Source organism: Candidatus Lernaella stagnicola, assembly GCA_030765525.1.
GTDB classification, from domain to species: domain Bacteria; phylum Lernaellota; class Lernaellaia; order Lernaellales; family Lernaellaceae; genus Lernaella; species Lernaella stagnicola.
In genome coordinates this window covers 88,411-109,391 of record JAVCCK010000005.1, presented here as the reverse complement: position 1 = coordinate 109,391, position 20,981 = coordinate 88,411, and the positions used below count along the sequence as shown (strand labels likewise).

Here is a 20,981-nt window from a genome sequence, read left to right as displayed (position 1 = left end):
ATTAATCGAACCAGGACAAACGACGGCGATCGGTAAATTCCTGCGGTTCGGACAGGGTGTCGGGATAGTCGAGACTGTAGTGCAGACCCCGGCTTTCACGTCGTTTGCGCGCCGCCCGAATGATCAACTGCGCCACCAGCGCCAGGTTGCGCAATTCGAGCAAATCGGGCGTCACCGTGAAGTCCCAGTAGTACTCGTCGATTTCGTTAATGATCATCTTAATCCGCCGCTTGGCACGCTTGAGGCGGCTGTCACTGCGCACGATGCCGACATAGTTGGTCATGGTCCGGCGCACTTCCTCCCAGTTATGCGTCACCATGATCGCTTCATTGGGATCGGTCGTGCCGCTGGCGTCCCAATCGGGCACCGGAATGCGCTCTTCCGTTTGCTTGCCGCGCCGCACGATCTCCTCCGCGGCGTTATGACCGAATACCAACGCCTCGAGCAGGCTGTTGGAAGCCAACCGGTTGGCGCCGTGCAAGCCGGTATAGGAGGCTTCACCGATTACGAAAAGATTCGGCAATGTGGACTCGCCCAAGCGGTTGGTGACGACGCCGCCGCACATGTAGTGCGCAGCGGGCGCGACGGGAATCGGTTCTTTCGTGATGTCGATACTTAACGTGAGGCACTTGCTGTAAATGTGGGGGAATTTCTCGGCGGCTTGGTCGCCCAGATGGCTGATGTCCAGGTACACGCAGTTGGTGCCCGTACGTTTGATTTCCGCGTCGATGGCGCGGGCGACGATATCACGCGGGGCCAGGCAGCCGCGGGGATCAACCTTGTCCATAAAGCGCCCGCCCCGGGCGTTGATGAGCATGCCGCCCTCACCGCGTACGGCCTCACTGATCAGGAAGTTGCTGGCGTAGGGGTGATAGAGGCACGTCGGGTGAAATTGATAGAATTCCATGGCACCGATCGCCGCGCCGGCGCGCCAGGCGATGGCCAGGCCGTCCCCGGTGGCGACATCGGGATTGCTGGTGATCAAATACACTTTTCCCGCCCCGCCGGTCGCCATGACGGTATAGGTGGCCAGAATCGTTAGCACTTCGCCGGATTGCTTATCGAGTACGTACGCGCCGAGACACTGATCGGCGACCCGGTTGTGGTAGAATTTCGAGGTCGTGATCAAGTCAATGGCGAAGTGATTCTCGAAAACGTGAATACGATCGTGGTCCTGTACGCGCTGGACCAACACCCGCTCGATTTCCGCGCCGGTTAAATCGCCGACATGCAATATCCGCCGCTTGGAGTGACCGCCCTCGCGGTGCAGGTCGAACTTGGCGGGATCTTCATTGCGCCGGTCGAAGGTCACCCCAAGGTCGATCAATTCGCGAATACGCGCCGGGCCCTCGGATACGACCATCCGCACGACATCCTCATTGCACAAGCCGGCCCCGGCATCGAGTGTGTCGGCCACGTGCAATTCGAGACTATCTTCCAGTGAGGTGACGGCGGCTACGCCTCCCTGGGCATATTTGGTGTTCGATTCATCGATGGAGGACTTAGTGACCAAAGTTACGTCCATGGAATCAGCAAGCTGAAGCGCGGTAATCAATCCGGCCACACCGCTTCCCAGGACCAGAACGTCCGACACATGAGGCATAGCGAGTTCCTTCTTGAGGTCGAAGGCGAGTTTCTGCGCTTTTTCGCCGATTTGTCAAGGCTTTGGGCTTCCAAGTCGACGCCGGGGAGGGCGGGTATCGCTTGACATGGCGAATGCGACCCGCCTATCTTTGGAGGCTCGAACAAAGGGGGAAGGCCGAAGAATCATGCGGATTGCATTGGTCGCGGGGTTAGCCCTGCTACTCGTCACAACGTGGGTTTCCAGCGCGGGAAGCGGGGTGATCGTCATTAACGACCCGCAAACCGTGTGGAGTTATACGAATTTGCCGCCCGACGGACGCGAGCGAATGCTGTTGGAAGAAACACGGCGGGAAGCGGAGCAACGCGCGGCGCTACGGCGTCCCTTCCGCCAAAAGGAACTGATGGCGATTGTCTCCGGCGCGGCGTTGCGACACGGTGTGGAACCCGAACTGTTGTGCGCGATCGCTTGGACCGAGTCGCGATTTCGGCCCTACGTGGTCTCCCCGATGGGCGCGCAGGGGCTCCTGCAATTCATGCCCGCCACAGGGCGCAAGTTCGGTGTTCGCAATTCGATGAATCCTGTCGAATCGGCGGCGGGCGGCGCTCGTTATATGCGCTATTTGTTGGCCGAATATGACGGCAACGTGTCCTTGGCGTTGGCGGCCTACAATGCGGGTCCCGGTGCCGTGCCCAAAGCGGGTGAGATCCCGACAATTGCGGAAACGGCTCACTTCGTGCAATCGGTTTTGGCGATGCGCGACTACTATCGGAACCAATAACATGAAGCAAGAAGACTTCCTGACCACCCCGAACATGGTTTCCCTGGGGCGACTCGGAATGGCGCCGTTTCTGTTCCTATTTCTCTATCTGGAGAAATACCTGAACACCGACGGCGGTACGATTTTCTACGGCGTGGCGGCGGGAGCGGTGTTCTTGATTGCCGCGCTCAGCGACATCCTCGACGGCTACTTGGCGCGCAAAACAGGTCAGGTTACCGATATCGGTAAGTTCCTCGATCCGCTGGCCGACAAGGTGATGGTAACCACTGCCTTGATATTATTGATCAATCTGGACCGCTTGCCAGCCTGGATCGGGCTGATCATCATCCTAAGAGAGATGGTAATTACCGGCCTGCGGGGCGTGGCCAGTACGCGTGGCACCGTGATCGCCGCGAGCAATCTGGGAAAGAGCAAAACCGTTTGGCAGGATATCGCCATCGTATGCTTGCTTTTGCACGGTTCGCTCGATTTCGGCTTAGGCTTAGTGCCGACTTGGCTCGACTGGTTGACCTACCACAACGTGGGAACAATCTCGATGTACGTGGCGGTTTTCTACACGATGTATTCCGGCTACGACTACATCAAGAAATTTGTGGACTCGGAGACAGCGGCCCACAAAAAAGCCGCCGAAAACGCCGATGGAAATAAACATCAAGCGCCTTCTTAAGGCGTGTACCATAACTCTGTTGATAGGCGAAAAAAAGAGAAGTTCCTTGACTTTTCTTTCGCAACCAAGTATCCAAAAGACAATCAGGTGAATTATCCAGGACTTTCTTGGCTAAGGCTTCGGAGGGAAGTATGAGCCGCAAGAGCTTAGCAGCCGTCATTCTACTCGTGTTTTTGGCATCCGCTTCGTTCGCTACGGCCGCCGAAAAAGTCGACAACGTTTTTATCATCGGTGTCGATGGCGGTTACCACGGCTACACGGGGTGGATGGCCGACAACTTTGATCCGGGATTCGGCGGAACGCTGTTTTTCGGGTACGGCATCACCAACAATTTTTCCATTCAGCTTGATTTCACGCCGCTGATTACCACCAATCCATCCGGCGATGACGTGGAGACCATTTTGGAATCCGCCACTTGGGGTGGTATTGGGCAGGAAACGGGCGGCATGGGCGGTATCGGCGTGTCCGGTAAACTGTACCCGCGCGATCGTTTCCGGGATGCCGACTTCGTGCTCGTCCAACCCTACTACCGCATGGGTATGGGTTGGATGCCGCTGATGTGGGTCATCCAAGACTACCCCGACGTTCAACGGGCGTTCGACGGTGAAGATTACGACGGTTACAATACCGTTTATATGAACCTCGGCGGCGGCGTGGATTTCATGCTCGCTCCGTGGTTCAGTATCGGCGTGGACCTTCGTATCTGGAAAAACTTCGTTATCGGCGACACCATCGCGGGATTCGCGGCCGACGACGTGATGCTCTTCAAGGAAGATCTTGAAAGCTCACTGACGTACTCCGGCGGCTTGAATCTCACATTCCAATGGTAGGGAGAAAATCGATGAAACGGATCGGTTTGCTTATCGCGGTTTCGCTCCTTCTCAGCTTAGCCTTCGCCGGCATGGCTCAGGCCGACGATTATATCGGTGGCCATATCATTTCCAGCTACAGCAAGATCGTGGGCCCTTATCCGAGCCCCTTCTTCGACGCGACTAAGAAACTCGGTCGCGGGCTGGTGAACATCGGTACCGGGCCCATTGAGTTGCTCAAGCAGCCGGTCATCGAAGCGGAAAAAGGCGAAAGCGTCGGCGAATTCCTCACGGGTTTGACCTACGGTGTTTTTGCCGGTGTGGCGTGGACTTTCTACCGCGAACTGGACGGGATCTACGAAGTGACGACGTTCTATCTGCCGAGTCTGGACCCGGCGATCAATCCCGAATATATATTCTGACCGACGACAAACTAAAGTTCACCATCACGAACCTGTCCCTCGAGGGGCGGGTTCGTTTGTTTTGGAGGCTATTCCGGTGAATCGCGTTATCGCGCTGCTGTTGAGTCTAGCCCTGGCAGGTTTGGCGTGCGGTTGCGTCAAGCAACTGCCCGAATCCGTGTACCTGAAAAGCAACGACGCCAAGGGGCTGTTCTTCGGCCGTGTCGCCCCGGTGCGCGACGTGGAAGAAGGGTGGGCGAAATTCCGTCAGCCAAGTGGCGGCACTTTCAAGACCGGTCTTGATGCCGACGGCTATTTCCTCGCCAAGGCGTCGTCCGGCCTGCTGGAATTGAGTGAATTCCAGTACCGGGACCAAACCGGCGTAAACATCGTCACGCTGGCGCGGCCTTATTCCTTTGAAGTGGTTCCCGGCTGTGTGTCCTACGTGGGCGTGGTCGTCGTTTCGCCGCTTAGTCGCAATGTGTATCTCACCGACGATTTCTTCCGCGATCGCCAGTGGTTTACCGAACACTACGGCAACGACCTGACGCCGCAAAGCAGCTTCGCCAATCAAACCTTCTATGACTTGATGGAGCAATACGCCGCGCAAAAGACGCCGGCGCCCTCCGCCACCGACGGTCGGGTGAATATGCCCACGACGACATTCCTCATGGGCGACGTGTGGCCCGGAGACGGCGTGGAAGGGCCGGGCGGGGTGGACTTGTCGCAAATCCCGCCCCATGTCGTGACCGTGTCGGCATTCGCCATCGATGCGTTGCCGATTTCAGCCGAGAGCTACGGATTGGAGGGGTCCAAGCCCGTCGTTCGCGTGACGTGGCCCGAGGCGCAGGCCTATTGCGCCGGGCACGGCGGCCGCCTGCCCACCGAAGCCGAGTTGGAATTGGCGACCCGCGGCCCGGCCTGGGGAGCTCGGTACTACGGCGGCGCCCCGGCGGTGACCGCCGGAACCGCGGCGCCGGATGGGGAAATCCCGTCGTTGTTCGACTCCGAAGCGTGGCCGGAAAGCGACTTTGGTGTTCGCTGCAACGGCAAACGATTGGCAGAGTGGACGGCTGACTGGTACAGCGGCGCCACCTTCCGCTCCGGCGGCATGGACCCCGGTGGTCCGGCCTCCGGTACGAAACGAGTCGTACGCGCCGGCTCCTATCGCTTCGCCCTGCGGCCCGATGAAAGTCATGGACACCTCGGTTTTCGCTGCGCCTACGGTGGTGCGCCTTCAGCGCCGACGCCACGCGTGGACAAGCCGGCCTCATCACCTGCGGCGCCCGCGCCGCCCGCCGGGCCGGTCTGGAAAACCGCGGTTGACGTGAACCTTTATGCCGGGCCATCCTTACAGGCTGCGGTGGTCGCGCGTGTCGCGGCCGGGACCGTGGTGATTGTCGCAGGCCGTAGCGACGACTTTTTGTGGATCCGCCTGCCGAACGGGGATGAGGGTTTCGTGCCGGCGGAGAAGCTGCAAAGTGAGACGAAGGAAAAAGAATGAATCGGCGACATATCTTCTGTGTGTTGTTCGCGGCGTGGATTGTCATGATGGCGGCCACCGGTTGCTTCATTAAGCGCGCCCCCGGTACGGGCTCAGGAATTCAACCCCCACCGGTCGCGGATACGGCTCCGCCCCCCGAACCGCCGCGCATGATCGTGCACAAAGTCTCGGGCTCGGGTAACGCCACGCTGTTTGCCGCGCGCGTGGAATGGACCGGCGTCGACGTCGCTCCCTGGACAATCAAACGTTGGACCATCATGCGGGACAAGACCGCGCAGACTCAGTCGATGCTCGTGGTCGAAACGCAAACCTTTGAGATCAAGCCCGGCGAAGTGCGCACGCTGCAAGTGCGCGCCGTGCCGCTGGACCCCGACAAGCCGCCCGCCCGACATTTGATTGTCGATTACGAGGGCATGCCGGAATACGAATTGACCACCGAGATCGCCAGTCCGACCGTCAAGACCCTTGCCGCCGCAATCGAACGTGTGGACCTGGCGGTGGAGGAGATGTTGCAGCTCGTGGAATTCGTCGGGCAATCGATTGAATACAAGCCCGAATACCGCGACAAGGTCGAACCCTATCTGGCTATCGTCGTGTGGGAATTCAGCGGCGAAAAACCGCGACCGTACATCGAGAAACCCGTGATTGAGGCGTCGGTGATCGTGGGCTTGGCCAGCGGCATGAACGGCGAGGGTTACGCGGCATATTTACAGAAAAAGCTGCCGGGGCTCTCCCTCAAAGACGCAAAGAACGAGGCTAAACGCATTCGACCGCGGGTTAACGCGCTTCTGGAAATGGCCGGATTGGATGCCCGCCTGGAGCGCTAATCACGCGGCGGGTAGTCGAATAGACCGCGCAGATCGTTGCCCTCGCATGTCAGTACTTTCACTTTCCACACGCCTCGTTTCTTGGCGACGCAGGGCGAGATGCATTCGATGTCCTGCGAATGATACAGCGACGCGGCCAGATTCAAGCGCACGTATTCCGTTTCGCTGGAACCGTCTTGAAACGCGGCAATCACTTTCAGGCAAAGCGGTACGGCGCGCCGCGTGTAGAACCATCCCGGTCGGACGCCGGGCAAATACAGACGCAAATCCCCATTCCCTTTGAGCGCCGCGTGGGCGTTCTCGAGTTCGCGGCCGTCACGCCATACCACCGGTGGCGGCGGACGACGATACACGCGGTCGCGGCCGTCGTCGTAGATTTTGCGCCAGGGCGGCGGTGGCTCCGGCGGCGTTCGGCGCTTGTTGTTTGCAGCAGGTGGATGAATGAGGATCGTGCTCACTCCCGAAACGCTCAACACCTCGTACAGTTCCCGGAAGAAGCCGCCCTCGTACAGCGCGGCAAGACGGTGGCGATGACGCGCCACGCGTCCGGAATAGCCTGCTAGTAGTCGCTGCTTGTGCCACACCGTGGCGAAGGTTGCCGGGATATCCGTCTCGACATCGGCCAACCGACCCAGCGGTAATTCCACCAGAGTTCCGCCCGGCGGCAGCGCGGCGAGGTAATCGTAGACCGGCGCGGGCTCTTCGCTCGGTACCGGCGAAAACCACTCGCCCACAAAAAACACGGGCAGCGTGTCGAGAAACAACAGCACCGCCGCGCCTATCACCCACCAATGGCCGTGGCGTCGCGTGCGCAGGCGATCCAATCCGAAACCGGCCAACATGCCCAGCGCGACGAAGCCGAACACGAAAACGCGCGGCAGGCTGCGCATGTGCGCGAAGCCGGGGAGTTGCGACATCACCAGGCCCACCGGATTGCCCAGTATCGCCCGGCCGCGCAGGGTGGCGAATTTTGCCGTTTCGATTTTGAAAAACGGCCCGGCTACGACCAACAGCGCCAACACAAACAACATGGCGAACCAGAAGCGCGGGTCGTAACGCACGGCCCAAATTCGGCGCGCGCTGTCGGTCAACAGCAGGCGAAACAAGATGGGCCAAACAACGAAACTAACAATCAGCGCCTGAACTTCGTCGACCCGCAACGCCCCGCCGAGAAACAAGTAGCCAAAATAGACCGCGGCGGCCAAGGCGATGCCGACAAGCAAAAGGTAAAACCACAACCGCCGTGCGACGGTTAACGCGAAGGAGGGGCGCGGCAACTCGCGCGGTGCGGCAAGCCCGAAAAGCGCCCAAACAGCGAGCGCGACGGCGACGAAGCCGAGGTAAATGTCGTGATCGAACAAGATCGGTCGCTGCGACCACTGCCCCGCCAGCAGATGCAGCTTGCTCCAGAAAAAGTCGGTCAGCAGCACGCCGGAATTCCAAAAGAGTTTCTCTTCGCCATAGCCGAAACGGTCCAAATGGTCGGCGTACAAATAGGCCTGAGGTAAATAGAGCGCGGCCCAAATCACCGCCGCGGCGGCCACCGGCCCCCAAAACACGGCCCGCCGCCAGAGCTTTTCGGGGCTGGCGACCCACACGACGAAGGGCGCGAAAAGCAGCGCTCCGGTGGGGAACAGGTATCCCGAGGTGAACGCCGGCAGCAGCAACACGAGCAGCGCCAGGAACAATTGCATCGGGCGCTTTTCTTTTTCGTAACCGCGCAAGAACCACAGCGCGAAAAGAAACGCCGCCACGGCGTGGATCGCTACAAAGTAGATGTGCCGCAATCGGATGGCATTGGCCGAAATCACCAGCACCGCCGCCAGCGACGCCAGCCGAGACAGGCCGAAGCGCCGCGCCAGCAGATACGCCGCCAACACCGAAAGCGCCCACACCATGATGGTGATCAAATCGTGGGGTAGGACCGGATTATCGCTGAGCGCGGTCACCGGGGCGGTGAGCAACCCGGGTAACTGGAAGGTCTCGGTAAAGTAGATCGCCTTGGTGTACGGCGCGTGCCAGGGCACGTCGAGTACGTCGGCGAAGCGCCCGTCGCGGTACGCCTCAGCGACGTGCCGGATAATCGCGCGATGCAGGTTGCCGTCGCCGCCGTCGCTATGCCACTTGCCGGTGGCGCGGAAATGGTAGGGATAAAACCCCACGGCCACCACGACCAGCAGCAGCGCGGCGGTCCAGCGCGGTAAGTCCCATGAAGATTCGGCGGTTGGCGCAGACATGTGAACCACTATCCTACGCAGCCGCGCGCCCCGCGGCAACAAAGACCTTCGATTTGCCTCGCGCTAGGCGCTCAATGGCCTCAGCCACCGCCGCCGATGGCTTGCTCGACCAGGATGACGATAATGCCCGCAATAGCGCCGCCGGCGATCACTCCGGCACATATCGTCTCGGAATTCTCAACGATGTATTTGTGCCACTTGCTTTCCTTGTTGATGCTTTTGCCGGCGATCCAGAAAATCAGCCCGCCCAGGAACATCGAGAGGCTCGTAAAGAAGGGCAGAATGAACGCCAGGCCGATGCCGACCGGCGAAATCCAGAACTTGCCCTTCGACGCGCTGCGCGCGACTTCGCCGCCGACACCCAGGATCAACCCGATGAGGATGGCCCAGCGCGCGGTGACGTCCAGGAAGGACAGGCCCTTGGTCAAGATCTTGGCCACGCCCACCCAAATTTGCGCGGCGATCATCGGCAGTTGCTCGGTGCCCAGGTTCCCCAAATCGCCCTTGAACAGGGCGTAGAAAACCGGCGGTGCGACCAGCGATCCGGCGATGATACCCAGCACGTGACCCATGGCCTGGTGCCGCGGCTTGGCGCCCAGCATGTAGCCGGGTTTGATATCCATCAGAAGATTGGAGGCGTTACCCGCCACCTCGCCGTTGATGCCGGCGGTCATGATGTTGGTCGAGATGTTGCCCGGTTCCAGCACGGCGTAAGTGAGCTGCGTGAGCTTACCCAGCGCGCCGGTGGGGGTAATCGACGTGAGGCCCGTGGAAGTCACCGCGATCAGCGTGAAGACGAAAATCAGCGGAATAGCGATAGCGCCCATCACCCAGTGCACGCCGAAGTAGTAGTGGGTCAATACAACCGTCGTGAAACCCATCAGCGGAATGCCGATGACGAATACTTTCATCGGCAGCTCGATGTCTTTGAGCACGTCGACCGATTTCCCGCGCTTGAGCAGCCCGGCGAAGGACGCAAGGATCATCTTTGGCTTGGAGAAGAACGAGAACAGCGAAGCGCTGGTCATCATCGCCACGCCGCCCCACAACGACCACATGGAGATTTGCCGGAAACCGATCACTCCGGCGTCGTTGGGCAGGATGATGCCGTGCTTGATGAGAACCGGCGCGAGGATGAAGTAGTTGACGACGGCGCCGATCAGCAAGCTGACGCCGACGCGGATACCCATCAGGCCGCCGGCGGCGACCATGACCACGTCGGTTTCCATGCGGATGGTCAGGTCCGACAACTTCGTGCCCATGAGGGTGGGTACGAGGCCGAGATTGTAAATGAAGTCGTCGACAAATCCCGGAATGGCCAGGATTTTCAGCTTGATCAAGCCTAGAATTGCTTCCGACCGCCAGATGGCGTAAACGAAACTCGCGCTGCTGGTAATGGCGAGAATTTTCGTTTTCAGATCCCCTTCGGCCTTGTCGTCGGAGTGTAGGCCGTCCATGACGTACCCGCAGGCTTTGCCCTCGGGGAAAGGAAGTTGCTCGTCGTTGATGAAACGTTTCTTAAGCGGGAACGCAAATAGCACGCCCAACAGCGAGACGGCAACCATCCACGTCATGGTTTGATAGAGCGGCACGATGCGTCCGGTCACCATCATATAGGCCGTAAGACTGGAAATCAGCGGACCGGTCATGTAGCCCGCGGCCGTGGCGATGGACTGCATGGCGTTGTTTTCCAGCAGCGTGATATCCGTCTTGGCCAGGTGCAGCTTGGTGAACACTTTGAACATCGCAAAGGCCAAGATGACCGACGTGATGCCCACGCCGAGCGTCCAACCCGTCTTGATGCCGACGTAGAGATTGGTAAGAGAAAGAATGCCGCCCAGGAACATGCCCGTCAGGGCCGAACGCAGGGTCAACTGCGGCATGTCGCCTTTCCAACAGTTGGCCAGCCACCAGCGGTCCTTTTCCTCTAACGTCATCGTACGGAGTTGTTCTTCGTCCAATTGCTTGATCATGCCGTCGCCTTTCCTCACACGGGGGGAGCGGTTCCGTATCCGGTGGATCCGTCCCGGTTGGCTTGGAGCAGATAGTTGCGCCCATAAAAACGGCTCGCCGACCATTTTGCAAGGCCGGCGAGCCTCTTTCTTTTGTCACGATGTGAGCGGTTATTCGTCCTCGCTCTTAAACGCCTCGCTGGGGTCCTTCGAGTGGTCGATCTTCCACACTTGAGTGGCAATTGCAGGTTGACCGACACGTCCCGGAAAACGCCGCCGTCCTGCAAAACGAGTTCGGCGATCTTATGGGCGAATAACGGCACTTGCAGTGCCGGCGAGTTCGGATTGAGCACCGTGGCGAGTTGGTCAACCGTCGTGCCGAATGATTGGGCGACGTGTTCGATGTTCAGGCCCAGATGCTCCAGGTGCAACAGGAGATTTTTGGCCGGCGCACCGTCGAGAATCTTCGCGGTGTCATAGCCCAGAGTCGAAACCTGGTTGGTTCGTTCCGCCACCGTCGACTGCGCCGCGACCGCCGGAATGTCCACGCCCATCGCGGTCGCCTTGGCGCCGATTTCGGCGACGCCGATCTGGTTGGCCAACTCGTTAACCTGAATGCCGGCCGATTTTTTGACGGCAGCCTCGCTCATGTGTACCGCGCTTGCTGGTGTTTGGCTGTTACGAAATGTATCAAAAGGATCGCCATTCTGCGATGATCCTTCGTGTCTTCGGATGGCTGGGGACCACCGAACGCCCGCAAAAAGCATCCCCACAACGACGTTCGACAGCGGCTCATATTCCGCGAAAGCGCGAGTGTCGTCAAGTCAGAAAAAGACCGCAAGCGGTCAAAAACAAAGGAAAGTCGGCACGGAGGGGGAGAGGCGGATGAGGTCGGCTGGTCAACGGCGCCGGCTGTGCTATATTCGGGCAACTTTGGCCGCCCAACCGGAGCAACTATGAACCGTCTACGTTACGTTATTCTGTTGGCATCGATCCTCTTGTTCGCAGGCTCGAGCGCTTGTTTTATGGGATCCATCGGGCCGGAACCAGGCTCGCCCGAGGCCGTCGCCGCGCAGCCCAAGGGCTTGCCGGGACACGCGGAAGACATTTGGACCGACGCCGCCGGCCGGTCGACGAGACCCACTCCGCTGACCAGCGAGACCTATATCGTGCTCGCGAAATCGGTCAACCCGGCGGTCGTCAATATCTTTACGAAAACGCGAGTCAAAACCCGCTTCGGCGCGCCGCTGGGCCCGTTCACCATGCGCACGCCCAATCTGGACTTCTCGGCCACGGCGCTGGGCACCGGTTTCCTAATCAGCGCCGACGGCTTCCTGATCACCAACGCCCACGTGGTGAACATGGCCGACGAAATTAAGGTTTTTCTGTGGCAGACCAGCGAAGTCAAATCCGCCAGCGTGATCGGGTTGAACCGTGCCGCCGACCTGGCGCTACTCAAAATCCAACACGACCAACCCCTGCCGTATCTACCCCTGGCCGATAGCGATCGGGTGCGCGTGGGCGAGATCGTCGTGGCCGTGGGCAACCCCTTCGGCCTCCAGCATTCGCTGACCGACGGCCTCATCAGCGCCAAGCACCGCCGGCTGCACAAAGGAACGCAAGCACGTTACGAGGATTTCCTGCAGACCAGCGCACAAATCAATCCCGGCAATTCCGGTGGCCCTCTGCTGAACCTGAACGGCGAAGTCGTGGGCGTCAACACGGCCATTGTGGCCGGCGGGCAGGGCATCGGCTTTGCCGTGCCGTCGAACCTCATCAAAGGCGTCGTACCGCATCTGATGCGCCACGGGCGGGTAATACCGGCTTATATCGGCGTGGGCATCGACGAAATCACGCCCGATCTGGCGCGCCGCCTGCAACTGGACGAAGCGACCGGCGCGCTGGTTGATATTGTCGAACCCGGCAGCCCCGCGGCAAAAGGCGGCCTGGCCAAGGGCGACGTAGTGGTGGCCGTCAACGGCAAACCCGTGCGCGATGCCACGGCTCTCGGCCGCATGATCGCGCTGCTCCGCGTCGGCGAACCGGCTACGTTGACGGTAGTTCGCAACGACCGGCGTACGCAAATCAGAGTGATTCCGAAAGTGGCCGCGAGCCAGTAGGCGGGAGTCGCGCTAGGATTCGGCGTCGATCCATTCGATGTCGCTGAAGTCCGCGAAGCGGCGGCGCATGGTCTCGATGGCCTGCGGATTGTTGTCGATAAGCAGAAAGTGGCGGTGAAGTTCCTGCGCCACAGCGCCGGTCGTCCCCGAGCCGGCGAAGAAATCCATCACCAGATCGCCCGGATTCGAACTGGCCGCCACGATGCGGCGAAGCACGCCCTGTGGTTTTTGGGTCGGGTAGCCGGTTTTTTCGCGGCTGTTGGTGCCGACAATCGTGTGCCACCAGGTATCGGTGGGCAGCTTGCCTTTTTTCGCTTTCTCCTCGCCGACCAGACCGGGCGCCATGTAGGGAATGCGGTCGATGTCCTCGGTGTTGAACGTGTAGTTCCGCGCATCCTTGACGTAGACCAGGATGTTGTCGTGCTTGGGAGGCCAGCGTCTTTTGGGTCGCCCGCCGTAGTCGTAGGCCCAGATGATCTCGTTGAGGAAGCAGCGACGGCCGAAGATCTCGTCGAGTTGCACCTTGCAGTAGTGCACTTCGCGGTAGTCGATATGGAAATACAGCGTGCCGTTGTCGGCCAGCACGCGGTAGGCTTCTTCCAAGCGGGGCGCGATGAAAGTCCCGAAATTTTGGAACTCGTCGCCGAAGTTCGTTTCACCCAGCTTACGCGTGGCGTAACGCCGGCCGCCGAACCCTGTGCGGTCTCCGTTTTCGTCGCGCACGGTGGCGAGCACTTCACGACTTCGTTGCTTGCCGGTGTTGAAAGGCGGATCGATATAGATCAGGTTCACCGACCCGCTCGGCATCTTTTTCAGCAGCGGCAGATTGTCGCCAAAGTAAATTCGGTCTTTCATGAGCTTTTCGATATGCGGGAACCGGGCGCCTTTGTCAATCGCCGCGCTTCATTTGTAGATCACCAGCACGTGGCCGACGCGCAGCGACGACGTGCGCTTGATGTTGTTCCAGCGTTCCAAGTCGGCCACCGAGCACCCGAAGCGGCGGGCGACTTTCGTCAGGCTATCGCCGGGCCGTACCTTATAGCGAACACTCTTTTTCTTGGCGGTCGGCTTCCACGACTTCGGCGGAATCTTCAACTTCATACCCGGATGCAGCGTCGAGGACGTTTTCATGCCGTTGTACGCAGCCAACGAGCGGTAGTTCACGCCCTGGCGGCTCGCGATGCTGGAAAAGGTGTCACCCTTTTTCACCACGTGGATACGCGGCGCCGCCGCCGGGCTCCCGCCGCCGGGGATTTTCAACACTTTCCCCGCGTACAGGGTCGCGTTGCTTTTCATGCCGTTGTGTTTCGCCAGCAAGCCGGTGCCGAGCCCGAATTTGCCCGCGATGCCGCTAAGTGTGTCGCCGCTTCGCACTTTGTAAGTCGACGGCTGCGCGCTGCCGCTGCCGGGGATTTGCAGTACGGTGCCGGGGTAGATTGTCGAGCGCGTGCTCAAGTCGTTGAGGGTCGCGAGTTGCTTCGTGGTCACTTTGTGTCGCCTGGCGATTTCACCGAGGGTGTCGCCGCGCCGCACGGTATACCGGCGGGGCGGGCTTTGCGGTGCGTTGGGAGGTACGCGCACCGTCAACGTCTGACCGATGGTGATGCGGTCCCGCGGCCCGATTTTTCCCTTGTTCCAGGCGCGCAGGTCTTTGACGGACACGCCGTAGCGTTGCGAAATCGACCAAAGCGTGTCGCGGCGGCGCACCTTGTAGGCAAGCGAGCGCGCTTTGGGTTTGTAGGTCTTGACCGTGCCCTGTTTCGCGGGTGGCGCGGCCCGCTTGGCGGCCGCCGTGGCCGCTCGTTCCCGTTCGGCGACCTTGGCCAGCACTTTTTCGTCGTCGGTCTGCACCGGCACCATGATGACTTCGCCGGCTTTCGGCAGGCTTTCATTGAGCCAGGTGTTGACGTTCATCAAGCGTTCGACCGACACGCCGTACATCTTGCTTAGCGTACCGAGTGACTCGTTCGCGCGCAGCCGGTGGGCGACCCACACGACAGATTCCTTCTGCATCAACGAGTCGAGGTTGGCCAGCAATTGCTCTCGCGAACCTTTCGGCAGACGCACATCCCACGGACGGTCCGGCGGCGTGGCTTTGCGAATCAACGCGCGATTGAGTGCAAAAATCTGCTTGGGATGCTCGCCGATCGCGCCGGCGATCGAACCCAACTCGATGGCGCCGCGAATGCGGATTGTGTCGACCTGCTGCGGGGCGTCGGGCGGTACGTGAAAGCCATACTTCTTGGGGTTGTAGTAGACGATCATCGCCGCGATCCATTTGGGCACGTAGGCCATGGTCTCGCTGTGCAGGCGCAGTTTCCAATAGTCCTGCGACCGCGCCCGCCGAATCGCTTTGTTTACGTTGCCCGCGCCGGTGTTGTAGCTGGCCACGGACAGCTCGATGTCGCCGTTGAAGGTTTTCATGGAGTCGCGTAGGTAACGGGCGGCGGCGTCGGTGGCGGTGGTCCAGTCGTAGCGTTGGTCGATCCAGCCGTCGAGGGTCATGCCGTAATAGCGCGCCGTGGCGGGCATGAACTGCCACATGCCTGCCGCGCCCGCGTGACTGATGGCGCGTTCGGAAAAACCCGACTCGATCAGCGCGACGCCCATCAGTTCGGCGGGCAGTTCGTAGCGGGCCAGCACTTCGCTGATATGCGCGCGATATGCGGCGCTGCGGTTCAGCGAGCGTTGGAACCACTGCCGACCGCTTTTGGTGCGCGTGAAATAAGCCAGTTGCTGAGCGACCCGGCGCCGGGCGCTTTTGGGCAACGAACGAAGATAGCGCTGCATGTTGGGAATCGAGCGCGCCGCCTCCACTTGCGCCATTTCCTCGGCGGTTGGCTCCGGCGGCAAGACGAGTTGGAAGACATCGGTGCCTGCGCGGCTGTCGGGGTCGATCATTTCGTCGAGCAAGGCCAGCAGCAAATCGTATTCCGCCGCCAGTTGCTCGCGCTGCTCCTCGGAGCCCTCAAAAGTGAGGATAAGAACCTTCGCCCGGTCGATTTTATCCTGGGCTTCTTCTTCTTGATCTTCCTTACTGAATTGCACCGCCTCGTTGGCGAGTTGATGGATGGCGGCGCGTAGCGCGTCGAAGTCCTGCGGCGCGGCGTCCGGGCGTCCTTCGTTGAACAAGTCGGCGAGGGGGTCGTAATCTTGGTGGCGCGGGGCGCATGCGGCCAGCGTGACGAGCAGGACGATCAGCAGGGCAAAAGGCAGTCGGCGCATCGTGATCCTCTTCCGGGACGCCTTCAATGCGCCCGGCGGCTGCGAGTTCTTCTTTTACCCCCTTTGCCCTACGACGTGCCGCTTACTGAAACCCCAATGCATTCATCATACCACCGCCCGCGTCTGGTTGGGGCGTGTTGCCGGATTGAGCTTGTTCATTGTATTTCCGCATGTGCTCCGATGAAACCCCCGGCGCGACGCGGTAGTAAATGATGCGGACTTTCTTCTTGTGCCGGAAGATAATGCCCACGGCGTTCTTCTGCACGCCGTGTACCAGCGCGGTGACCGTAACCCGGAAAAAGTGGCTGGACGAACCGAAGTAACGCACGAATTTCCGGGCCGTGGCGCGCGGCATGCCCAGTTCCATCAGGCGCGTGGCCATGTTCTTGCCTTTGAACACGTTGCCTTCGCCGCTCTGGAAACCGAAACCGCTTTCGTCCTCGCCGCCTTCGCCTTCCTCACCGCCGGATTGCCGGCGCCATTCCTCGATCTTATCGGCCACGGTGGTGTCGGCGTTCTCATCGATGGCCTTCATGACGGCCTTGATCACCTTGGTATTCGTTGTGTTGAGGTTCAGCGCGGCATCGCCGTAAATCGTAACCAGCGGTTCCAGCTTGCTCCACACTTCATCGGTGACGCCGTGCACCAGCCGCACTTCCTGCAGCGATTCAAAACGGGAGTTCTTGGACATCATGTCATCGACGTTCGAGCCGTAACCGTACGCCTGGTCCTCCACTCCGCCGCCGCCGAGGGCCTCGTTATTCTCGTCGATCCAATCAACCACGGCGTTGGCGACCTCGATCTCGATTTCCTCGGCGATCAGCAATTGCTTGAACACGTCGAGATTTCGCTGATTCACCGATCCCCGTTTGTTCACCAGGCCATTAAGGTTGAAGCGGCCGGATTCGTCGTGGATCTCCATCAAGACCATCTCGCCTTCGGCAATGGGAATGCCGGGCATGCCCGCCTTGGCCAGGAAGTCGTACCAGTCTTCGTGCCAACTATCGACGTTGTTTTCCTGCACGTCCTTAAGCAGCGCGCCGGCGGCGACCTGAATGCCGCTGCGCGCCAGGTAGGAGGCCTTAATCCCTTCGATCAAATTGCTGGCGATGTAAAAATTGATACGCACCGATTGGTGCAGATCGAGCACGAGGATGGTCAGTACCGAGATGACCATCAACACGATAATCAACGCGATGCCCCGATTATCCCGCATGCCGGCGATCAGTTTTCGCACGCCCTCAACCTCCCGTGTCGCTGGTGCCGCCGGTCGCGCTGGTACCGCCGGTTTCCTTGGCGCCGCTGCCGCCTTCCTCATCTTCGCCCGCGTCGATCAACGAAAGGTCGAGAGTCGAGAGCACTAGGCGGATTTTCGTGTGGAAGGGAACCTGCGTCGGATTTCCGTTTGGATCGAGCGGGCCGTCGACCAACAAGCGAACCTCGACGGCCATGGGCAGCGTATTGACCATCTCGTCGGATTGGTTGTCGATTTGCTGCTCGTCGCCCTCGGCGGAATCGTCGAAACGACGCGAATCCCATTCCTCGATCCATTCGAAGCCGTCATAGTACGCCAGGTCGAAGGCCAGCACGTGCTCGCACAATTCGTAGAACTCGCCGCCCGCCGTGTTGTCTTCGTCGGGCGTGGCGTCTTCGCGCCGATACAGCGTCAGCGTGCCGGTTTCGGGGTTCTCGGCGACGAAGTAACTGACTTCCGCCTGGTCGGATTCTCGCGCCTGCGGATTAAATTTCACGTGGTTGAAGCTGGCAAAATGCAGCTCGTCCATCGGCATGCCACCCGGGCCGTCACTGGTTAAGCCGAGAAAAACCGACTTCGAGTTGCGGTTTTTGCTGACGAACGCGGCGCCCAGGTCGTCCTCGAGCTTGCTCATCGCCCAGCGCGCCTCGTGGTAGATTTCGTTACCCGTCTCGATTTTTTCTTTCGAGTCCACCGTCGCCGCGAAGGAACCGTAAATCAGGCCGACAATCATCCCCAAAATCGCGATGGCGATCAGCACCTCGAGCAACGTGAAGCCGGCGCGCCGCGCGGCCATCATTCTTCTCCTCCGGTGGCGGTCGCCCCGCCCGTGGAGGAGGCGTCTCCGGAGGTGTCGTCGTCGCCGCCGGAGGATTCTTCCTCGGCGAGGTTCTGCTGCTCGACGTCCATCGCGGCGACAAACTGGATAATCTCAACGTTGTGCGTTTGCAGGCCGTTTCGCCAGAGCACGCGGACGGTCACCTCGCGTACGTAGGTCCACCACGCGTTTTCCTCGACCACCGATTCCCACCAGTAGTCGGGGTAAAGGCCGGGGTACATTTCCTCGAAATTCCCCGTCTCCGCACCGAGTTCGGGCCAACTCTGAATCTCGATTTCGGTCATGACATCCTTGGCGAGGTTGATGGCGACCGATACTTGCCGACTGCGTTGTGAAAGGCGCATCGAGGAACCGTGGTTTTCCAACAGCACAACCAACACCGTGGCCAAAATGGCGATGGCGACCATGACTTCCAGAAGGGTAAAACCCGTTCGGCGGCGTGGTTGTTTCATGAGCCTATTGGCCGAAACCCCCAGAGTCCTGGTTGTTCCCGCTGTATTGGGGGCCGAGATCCATGAAATCGACTTCCCGGTCGTACACTATGGTTTTACCGGTCAGTGGTTTGATGACCATCGTGTACACTTCGCCCCGCTCGGTGCCCACGTGAATCACGGTCCGTTCGGCGAAGCCGGTCGGGTAGAACATGATGTACTCTTCGCCTGTGGTTTTTTTCTCGAAGCTGTGCGGGGTAAGGATGTCTTTGAAAGACACGCCGGGAGGTAGTTGATCGCCTTGGAAAACATCGTTGGGTACGGCGACGAACTCGCCGGTTTGGCCGTTGACGACCAAGTAACTCAACCAATATTCGCCGGTGAGCAAATCGAAATTGAGGCGGATCGGCGTCTGCTTGATGACCGCTTGGTTGAAGGAAAAAAGAACCGCGCCCGATAGCTTGCGCAATGAGCTTTTTAGGTTCACCTGGAACAGGTTGTTCATCTGTGGGATGGCGATGCCGGCGATCATTCCCATGATCACGATGACAATCATGATCTCAAGAAGCGTAAAGCCGGCGCGTCGTCTCCGCATACTCAACCCTATTTCGCAAAGACGTCGTCATCCGTCCCGGGTCGGCCGTCAGGACCGGTCGACCAAACGGTGTACGTCCAGCCGTCTTCCGAAACGTACAGGTACGGGTGATTCCACGGGTCGGGAGGCATCCGGTTGTCGCGCAGATAGCCGCCGGCCGCCACCGCTTCCAGGCCTATGCCGGAGTCGGGATACGTGCCGTTGTCGATTTTGAACATGTCCAGCGCATCGCGGAAGGTCGCCAATTGAATCTGCGTCGCCTCGATCCTGCTTTCTTCCAGCCGTTTGATCACGTTGATTCCCACGAGGCTGGCCATGATGCCGATGATCACGATCACCACCATGACCTCAAGCAGCGTGAAGCCGCGACTGTTCTGTGCCAACGCGCTCCATTGCTCGCGGCGGGCATCGGTTCGGGATACGAGTTTCATATCGAAAGTCTCCTTGTTTTGCTACTGCAACACCGACGTCATATCCATGATCGGCAGCATGATCGCCAACACCGTAAAGCCGACGAAGCCGGCCATAATCAGCAGCATGACAGGTTCGAGAATGGAAGTCAGCCCGTTGATCGTCGCGTCCACTTCCGATTCGTAGGCGTCCGCCACCCGGAAAAGCATGTCTTCCAACTCGCCGGTCGACTCGCCGACGTTGATCATGTGAATCACCACCGGCGGAAAAACGCCGCTTTGCTGCAGCGGCCGGCCGATACTCTGCCCCTCTTTTACATGCTCGCGAGCGTCTTCGATGGCGTCTTCCAGCACGCGGTTTTGCACGACGCTCTTGACGATATCCATCGCCATAATGATCGGCACGCCGGATTTGAGTAACGTGGCCAGCGTGCGGGCAAAGCGACTGACGGCGATCTTCAGCGTCAATCCGCCGAAAATGGGCAGGCGCAACAGGTATTTATCGGAAGCCAGCCGGCCGTCCTTGGTATTGCGCCAGCGCCGGAACAGATAAACCCCGAGCGCGATGAGCGCCACGATGATGTACCAGTAGCCGCCCAGAATATGGCTGACGCCTAAAAGCGCCACGGTGACCGCCGGCAAGGTTTTGTCCATCCCTTCGAAAATGACGCTGATTTTCGGGATGACGAAACCGACCAGGTAGGACACGATGCCCGTGCCGATCACCGCCATGAGAATCGGGTAAATCATCGCCGAGCGCACTTTTTGTCGTAGCTCGACTTGCGATTCCACGAAATCAGCCAGGCGGGCCAGCACCAGGTCCAACGTGCCGGAGTTCTCCCCCGCGTTGACCATGTTGATAAACAGCGGCGAAAAGATCTTCGGAAAATCTTTGAGGGCGTTGGCGAAGCTGGAACCTTCGTTGACCTTCTCACGCACCTGGCTCAGCGTCTTTTTCAGCACCACGTCCTCGGTCTGGTTGGCCAGGGCGCCGATCGATTCGACGAGCGGAATCCCCGCGCCGGCCAACGTGGCCAATTGTCGCGTGGTCATGGCCAGGTCACGCAGCGACACCTTACCGCGCAGGGCCTTGATGTCGATTTCCATCGACAGACCCTTGCCGCGCAGACCCTTTTCCGCTTCGACCTCGTTAATATCGGTCGGGAAAATGCCCTTGGCGCGCAGTTTGGCCCGCGCAGCCTTGGCAGTATCCGAATCGATGATGCCCTTGACCTGTTTGCCTTTGGCGTTGAGTGCTACGTAACTGTAAACCGGCACCGTTACCCCTTCGCTCGCTTTCGTCTCATGGACCCCGCCGCGCCTTTAAACGTTAAAAGCCCGCCGGTC

General features: G+C 59.7%; 19 protein-coding genes. 7 read left to right on the top strand and 12 right to left on the bottom strand.

The genetic code is table 11. The annotated features are described in order from the left end of the window. Window position 1 precedes the first annotated feature (1 nt). Entirely contained in the window at window positions 2-1,603 is a 1,602-nt protein-coding gene (gene nadB, locus P9L99_02380; protein MDP8222183.1) for an L-aspartate oxidase, read from the bottom strand. Window positions 1,604-1,769: 166 nt separating this feature from the next. Here nadB and P9L99_02375 point away from each other — a divergent pair, with 166 nt between their 5' ends. The 6 genes from P9L99_02375 to P9L99_02350 all read left to right on the top strand — a co-directional run bounded on the left by P9L99_02375 (window position 1,770) and on the right by P9L99_02350 (window position 6,571). Beyond that, entirely contained in the window at window positions 1,770-2,363 is a 594-nt protein-coding gene (locus tag P9L99_02375) for a lytic transglycosylase domain-containing protein (protein MDP8222182.1), read from the top strand. A gap of 1 nt (window position 2,364) precedes the next feature. After that, window positions 2,365-3,030, top strand: coding sequence for a CDP-diacylglycerol--glycerol-3-phosphate 3-phosphatidyltransferase (pgsA, locus tag P9L99_02370; GenBank protein MDP8222181.1), 666 nt, complete (start codon window positions 2,365-2,367; stop codon window positions 3,028-3,030). A gap of 131 nt (window positions 3,031-3,161) precedes the next feature. Next, window positions 3,162-3,860 (top strand): outer membrane beta-barrel protein, encoded by a 699-nt coding sequence (locus tag P9L99_02365; GenBank protein MDP8222180.1) that lies wholly within the window; start codon window positions 3,162-3,164, stop codon window positions 3,858-3,860. A gap of 11 nt (window positions 3,861-3,871) precedes the next feature. Beyond that, window positions 3,872-4,261 carry an exosortase system-associated protein, TIGR04073 family gene (locus P9L99_02360; protein ID MDP8222179.1) on the top strand — a complete coding sequence of 130 codons (390 nt, stop codon included), beginning with the start codon at window positions 3,872-3,874 and terminating at the stop codon, window positions 4,259-4,261. Window positions 4,262-4,337: 76 nt separating this feature from the next. Next, the gene (locus P9L99_02355) at window positions 4,338-5,744 is read left to right on the top strand and encodes an SUMF1/EgtB/PvdO family nonheme iron enzyme (GenBank protein MDP8222178.1); all 1,407 of its coding nucleotides are present in this window, start codon (window positions 4,338-4,340) and stop codon (window positions 5,742-5,744) included. Further along, the gene (locus P9L99_02350) at window positions 5,741-6,571 is read left to right on the top strand and encodes a hypothetical protein (protein ID MDP8222177.1); all 831 of its coding nucleotides are present in this window, start codon (window positions 5,741-5,743) and stop codon (window positions 6,569-6,571) included. The genes P9L99_02355 and P9L99_02350 overlap by 4 nt, the downstream gene beginning before the upstream one ends. On the opposite strand, the gene P9L99_02345 is transcribed toward P9L99_02350, so the two are convergent. From P9L99_02345 to P9L99_02335, 3 genes are all read right to left on the bottom strand, one after another. Next, window positions 6,568-8,808, bottom strand: coding sequence for a hypothetical protein (locus tag P9L99_02345; GenBank protein MDP8222176.1), 2,241 nt, complete (start codon window positions 8,806-8,808; stop codon window positions 6,568-6,570). The genes P9L99_02350 and P9L99_02345 overlap by 4 nt on opposite strands. 80 nt (window positions 8,809-8,888) lie before the next feature. Further along, window positions 8,889-10,781: an OPT family oligopeptide transporter gene (locus P9L99_02340; protein ID MDP8222175.1), complete on the bottom strand. Its 1,893-nt coding sequence runs from the start codon at window positions 10,779-10,781 to the stop codon at window positions 8,889-8,891. A 14-nt stretch (window positions 10,782-10,795) separates the two neighbouring features. Continuing rightward, complete coding sequence (locus P9L99_02335; protein MDP8222174.1) at window positions 10,796-11,527, bottom strand: hypothetical protein; 732 nt, start codon at window positions 11,525-11,527, stop codon at window positions 10,796-10,798. A gap of 189 nt (window positions 11,528-11,716) precedes the next feature. Here P9L99_02335 and P9L99_02330 point away from each other — a divergent pair, with 189 nt between their 5' ends. After that, window positions 11,717-12,880, top strand: a complete 1,164-nt coding sequence (locus P9L99_02330) for a trypsin-like peptidase domain-containing protein (GenBank protein ID MDP8222173.1) — start codon at window positions 11,717-11,719, stop codon at window positions 12,878-12,880. 12 nt (window positions 12,881-12,892) lie between these two features. On the opposite strand, the gene P9L99_02325 is transcribed toward P9L99_02330, so the two are convergent. The 8 genes from P9L99_02325 to gspF form a co-directional block, all read right to left on the bottom strand. Then, window positions 12,893-13,735, bottom strand: a complete 843-nt coding sequence (locus P9L99_02325) for a site-specific DNA-methyltransferase (protein MDP8222172.1) — start codon at window positions 13,733-13,735, stop codon at window positions 12,893-12,895. A gap of 48 nt (window positions 13,736-13,783) precedes the next feature. Next, entirely contained in the window at window positions 13,784-16,105 is a 2,322-nt protein-coding gene (locus tag P9L99_02320; GenBank protein ID MDP8222171.1) for a LysM peptidoglycan-binding domain-containing protein, read from the bottom strand. Window positions 16,106-16,187: 82 nt separating this feature from the next. Further along, window positions 16,188-17,342 (bottom strand): type II secretion system minor pseudopilin GspK, encoded by a 1,155-nt coding sequence (gspK, locus tag P9L99_02315; GenBank protein ID MDP8222170.1) that lies wholly within the window; start codon window positions 17,340-17,342, stop codon window positions 16,188-16,190. A 4-nt stretch (window positions 17,343-17,346) separates the two neighbouring features. After that, complete coding sequence (locus P9L99_02310) at window positions 17,347-18,156, bottom strand: type II secretion system protein GspJ (GenBank protein MDP8222169.1); 810 nt, start codon at window positions 18,154-18,156, stop codon at window positions 17,347-17,349. Then, entirely contained in the window at window positions 18,156-18,650 is a 495-nt protein-coding gene (locus P9L99_02305; GenBank protein MDP8222168.1) for a type II secretion system protein, read from the bottom strand. Before P9L99_02305 ends, P9L99_02310 begins: the two co-directional genes overlap by 1 nt. A 4-nt stretch (window positions 18,651-18,654) precedes the next feature. Further along, the gene (locus P9L99_02300) at window positions 18,655-19,224 is read right to left on the bottom strand and encodes a prepilin-type N-terminal cleavage/methylation domain-containing protein (GenBank protein MDP8222167.1); all 570 of its coding nucleotides are present in this window, start codon (window positions 19,222-19,224) and stop codon (window positions 18,655-18,657) included. A gap of 8 nt (window positions 19,225-19,232) precedes the next feature. Further along, window positions 19,233-19,655: a type II secretion system major pseudopilin GspG gene (gene gspG, locus P9L99_02295; GenBank protein ID MDP8222166.1), complete on the bottom strand. Its 423-nt coding sequence runs from the start codon at window positions 19,653-19,655 to the stop codon at window positions 19,233-19,235. 21 nt (window positions 19,656-19,676) lie between these two features. Further along, complete coding sequence (gene gspF, locus P9L99_02290; GenBank protein ID MDP8222165.1) at window positions 19,677-20,912, bottom strand: type II secretion system inner membrane protein GspF; 1,236 nt, start codon at window positions 20,910-20,912, stop codon at window positions 19,677-19,679. Window positions 20,913-20,981 lie beyond the last annotated feature (69 nt).

What these genes read in the sequence shown, in the direction of transcription:
- nadB (MDP8222183.1), bottom strand. Translation starts at nt 1,603, where the DNA reads ATGCCTCATGTGTCGGACGTTCTGGTCCTGGGAAGCGGTGTGGCCGGA.
- P9L99_02375 (MDP8222182.1), top strand. Translation starts at nt 1,770, where the DNA reads ATGCGGATTGCATTGGTCGCGGGGTTAGCCCTGCTACTCGTCACAACG.
- pgsA (MDP8222181.1), top strand. Translation starts at nt 2,365, where the DNA reads ATGAAGCAAGAAGACTTCCTGACCACCCCGAACATGGTTTCCCTGGGG.
- P9L99_02365 (MDP8222180.1), top strand. Translation starts at nt 3,162, where the DNA reads ATGAGCCGCAAGAGCTTAGCAGCCGTCATTCTACTCGTGTTTTTGGCA.
- P9L99_02360 (MDP8222179.1), top strand. Translation starts at nt 3,872, where the DNA reads ATGAAACGGATCGGTTTGCTTATCGCGGTTTCGCTCCTTCTCAGCTTA.
- P9L99_02350 (MDP8222177.1), top strand. Translation starts at nt 5,741, where the DNA reads ATGAATCGGCGACATATCTTCTGTGTGTTGTTCGCGGCGTGGATTGTC.
- P9L99_02345 (MDP8222176.1), bottom strand. Translation starts at nt 8,808, where the DNA reads ATGTCTGCGCCAACCGCCGAATCTTCATGGGACTTACCGCGCTGGACC.
- P9L99_02340 (MDP8222175.1), bottom strand. Translation starts at nt 10,781, where the DNA reads ATGATCAAGCAATTGGACGAAGAACAACTCCGTACGATGACGTTAGAG.
- P9L99_02335 (MDP8222174.1), bottom strand. Translation starts at nt 11,527, where the DNA reads ATGCTTTTTGCGGGCGTTCGGTGGTCCCCAGCCATCCGAAGACACGAA.
- P9L99_02330 (MDP8222173.1), top strand. Translation starts at nt 11,717, where the DNA reads ATGAACCGTCTACGTTACGTTATTCTGTTGGCATCGATCCTCTTGTTC.
- P9L99_02325 (MDP8222172.1), bottom strand. Translation starts at nt 13,735, where the DNA reads ATGAAAGACCGAATTTACTTTGGCGACAATCTGCCGCTGCTGAAAAAG.
- P9L99_02320 (MDP8222171.1), bottom strand. Translation starts at nt 16,105, where the DNA reads ATGCGCCGACTGCCTTTTGCCCTGCTGATCGTCCTGCTCGTCACGCTG.
- P9L99_02310 (MDP8222169.1), bottom strand. Translation starts at nt 18,156, where the DNA reads ATGGCCGCGCGGCGCGCCGGCTTCACGTTGCTCGAGGTGCTGATCGCC.
- P9L99_02305 (MDP8222168.1), bottom strand. Translation starts at nt 18,650, where the DNA reads ATGAAACAACCACGCCGCCGAACGGGTTTTACCCTTCTGGAAGTCATG.
- P9L99_02300 (MDP8222167.1), bottom strand. Translation starts at nt 19,224, where the DNA reads ATGCGGAGACGACGCGCCGGCTTTACGCTTCTTGAGATCATGATTGTC.
- gspG (MDP8222166.1), bottom strand. Translation starts at nt 19,655, where the DNA reads ATGAAACTCGTATCCCGAACCGATGCCCGCCGCGAGCAATGGAGCGCG.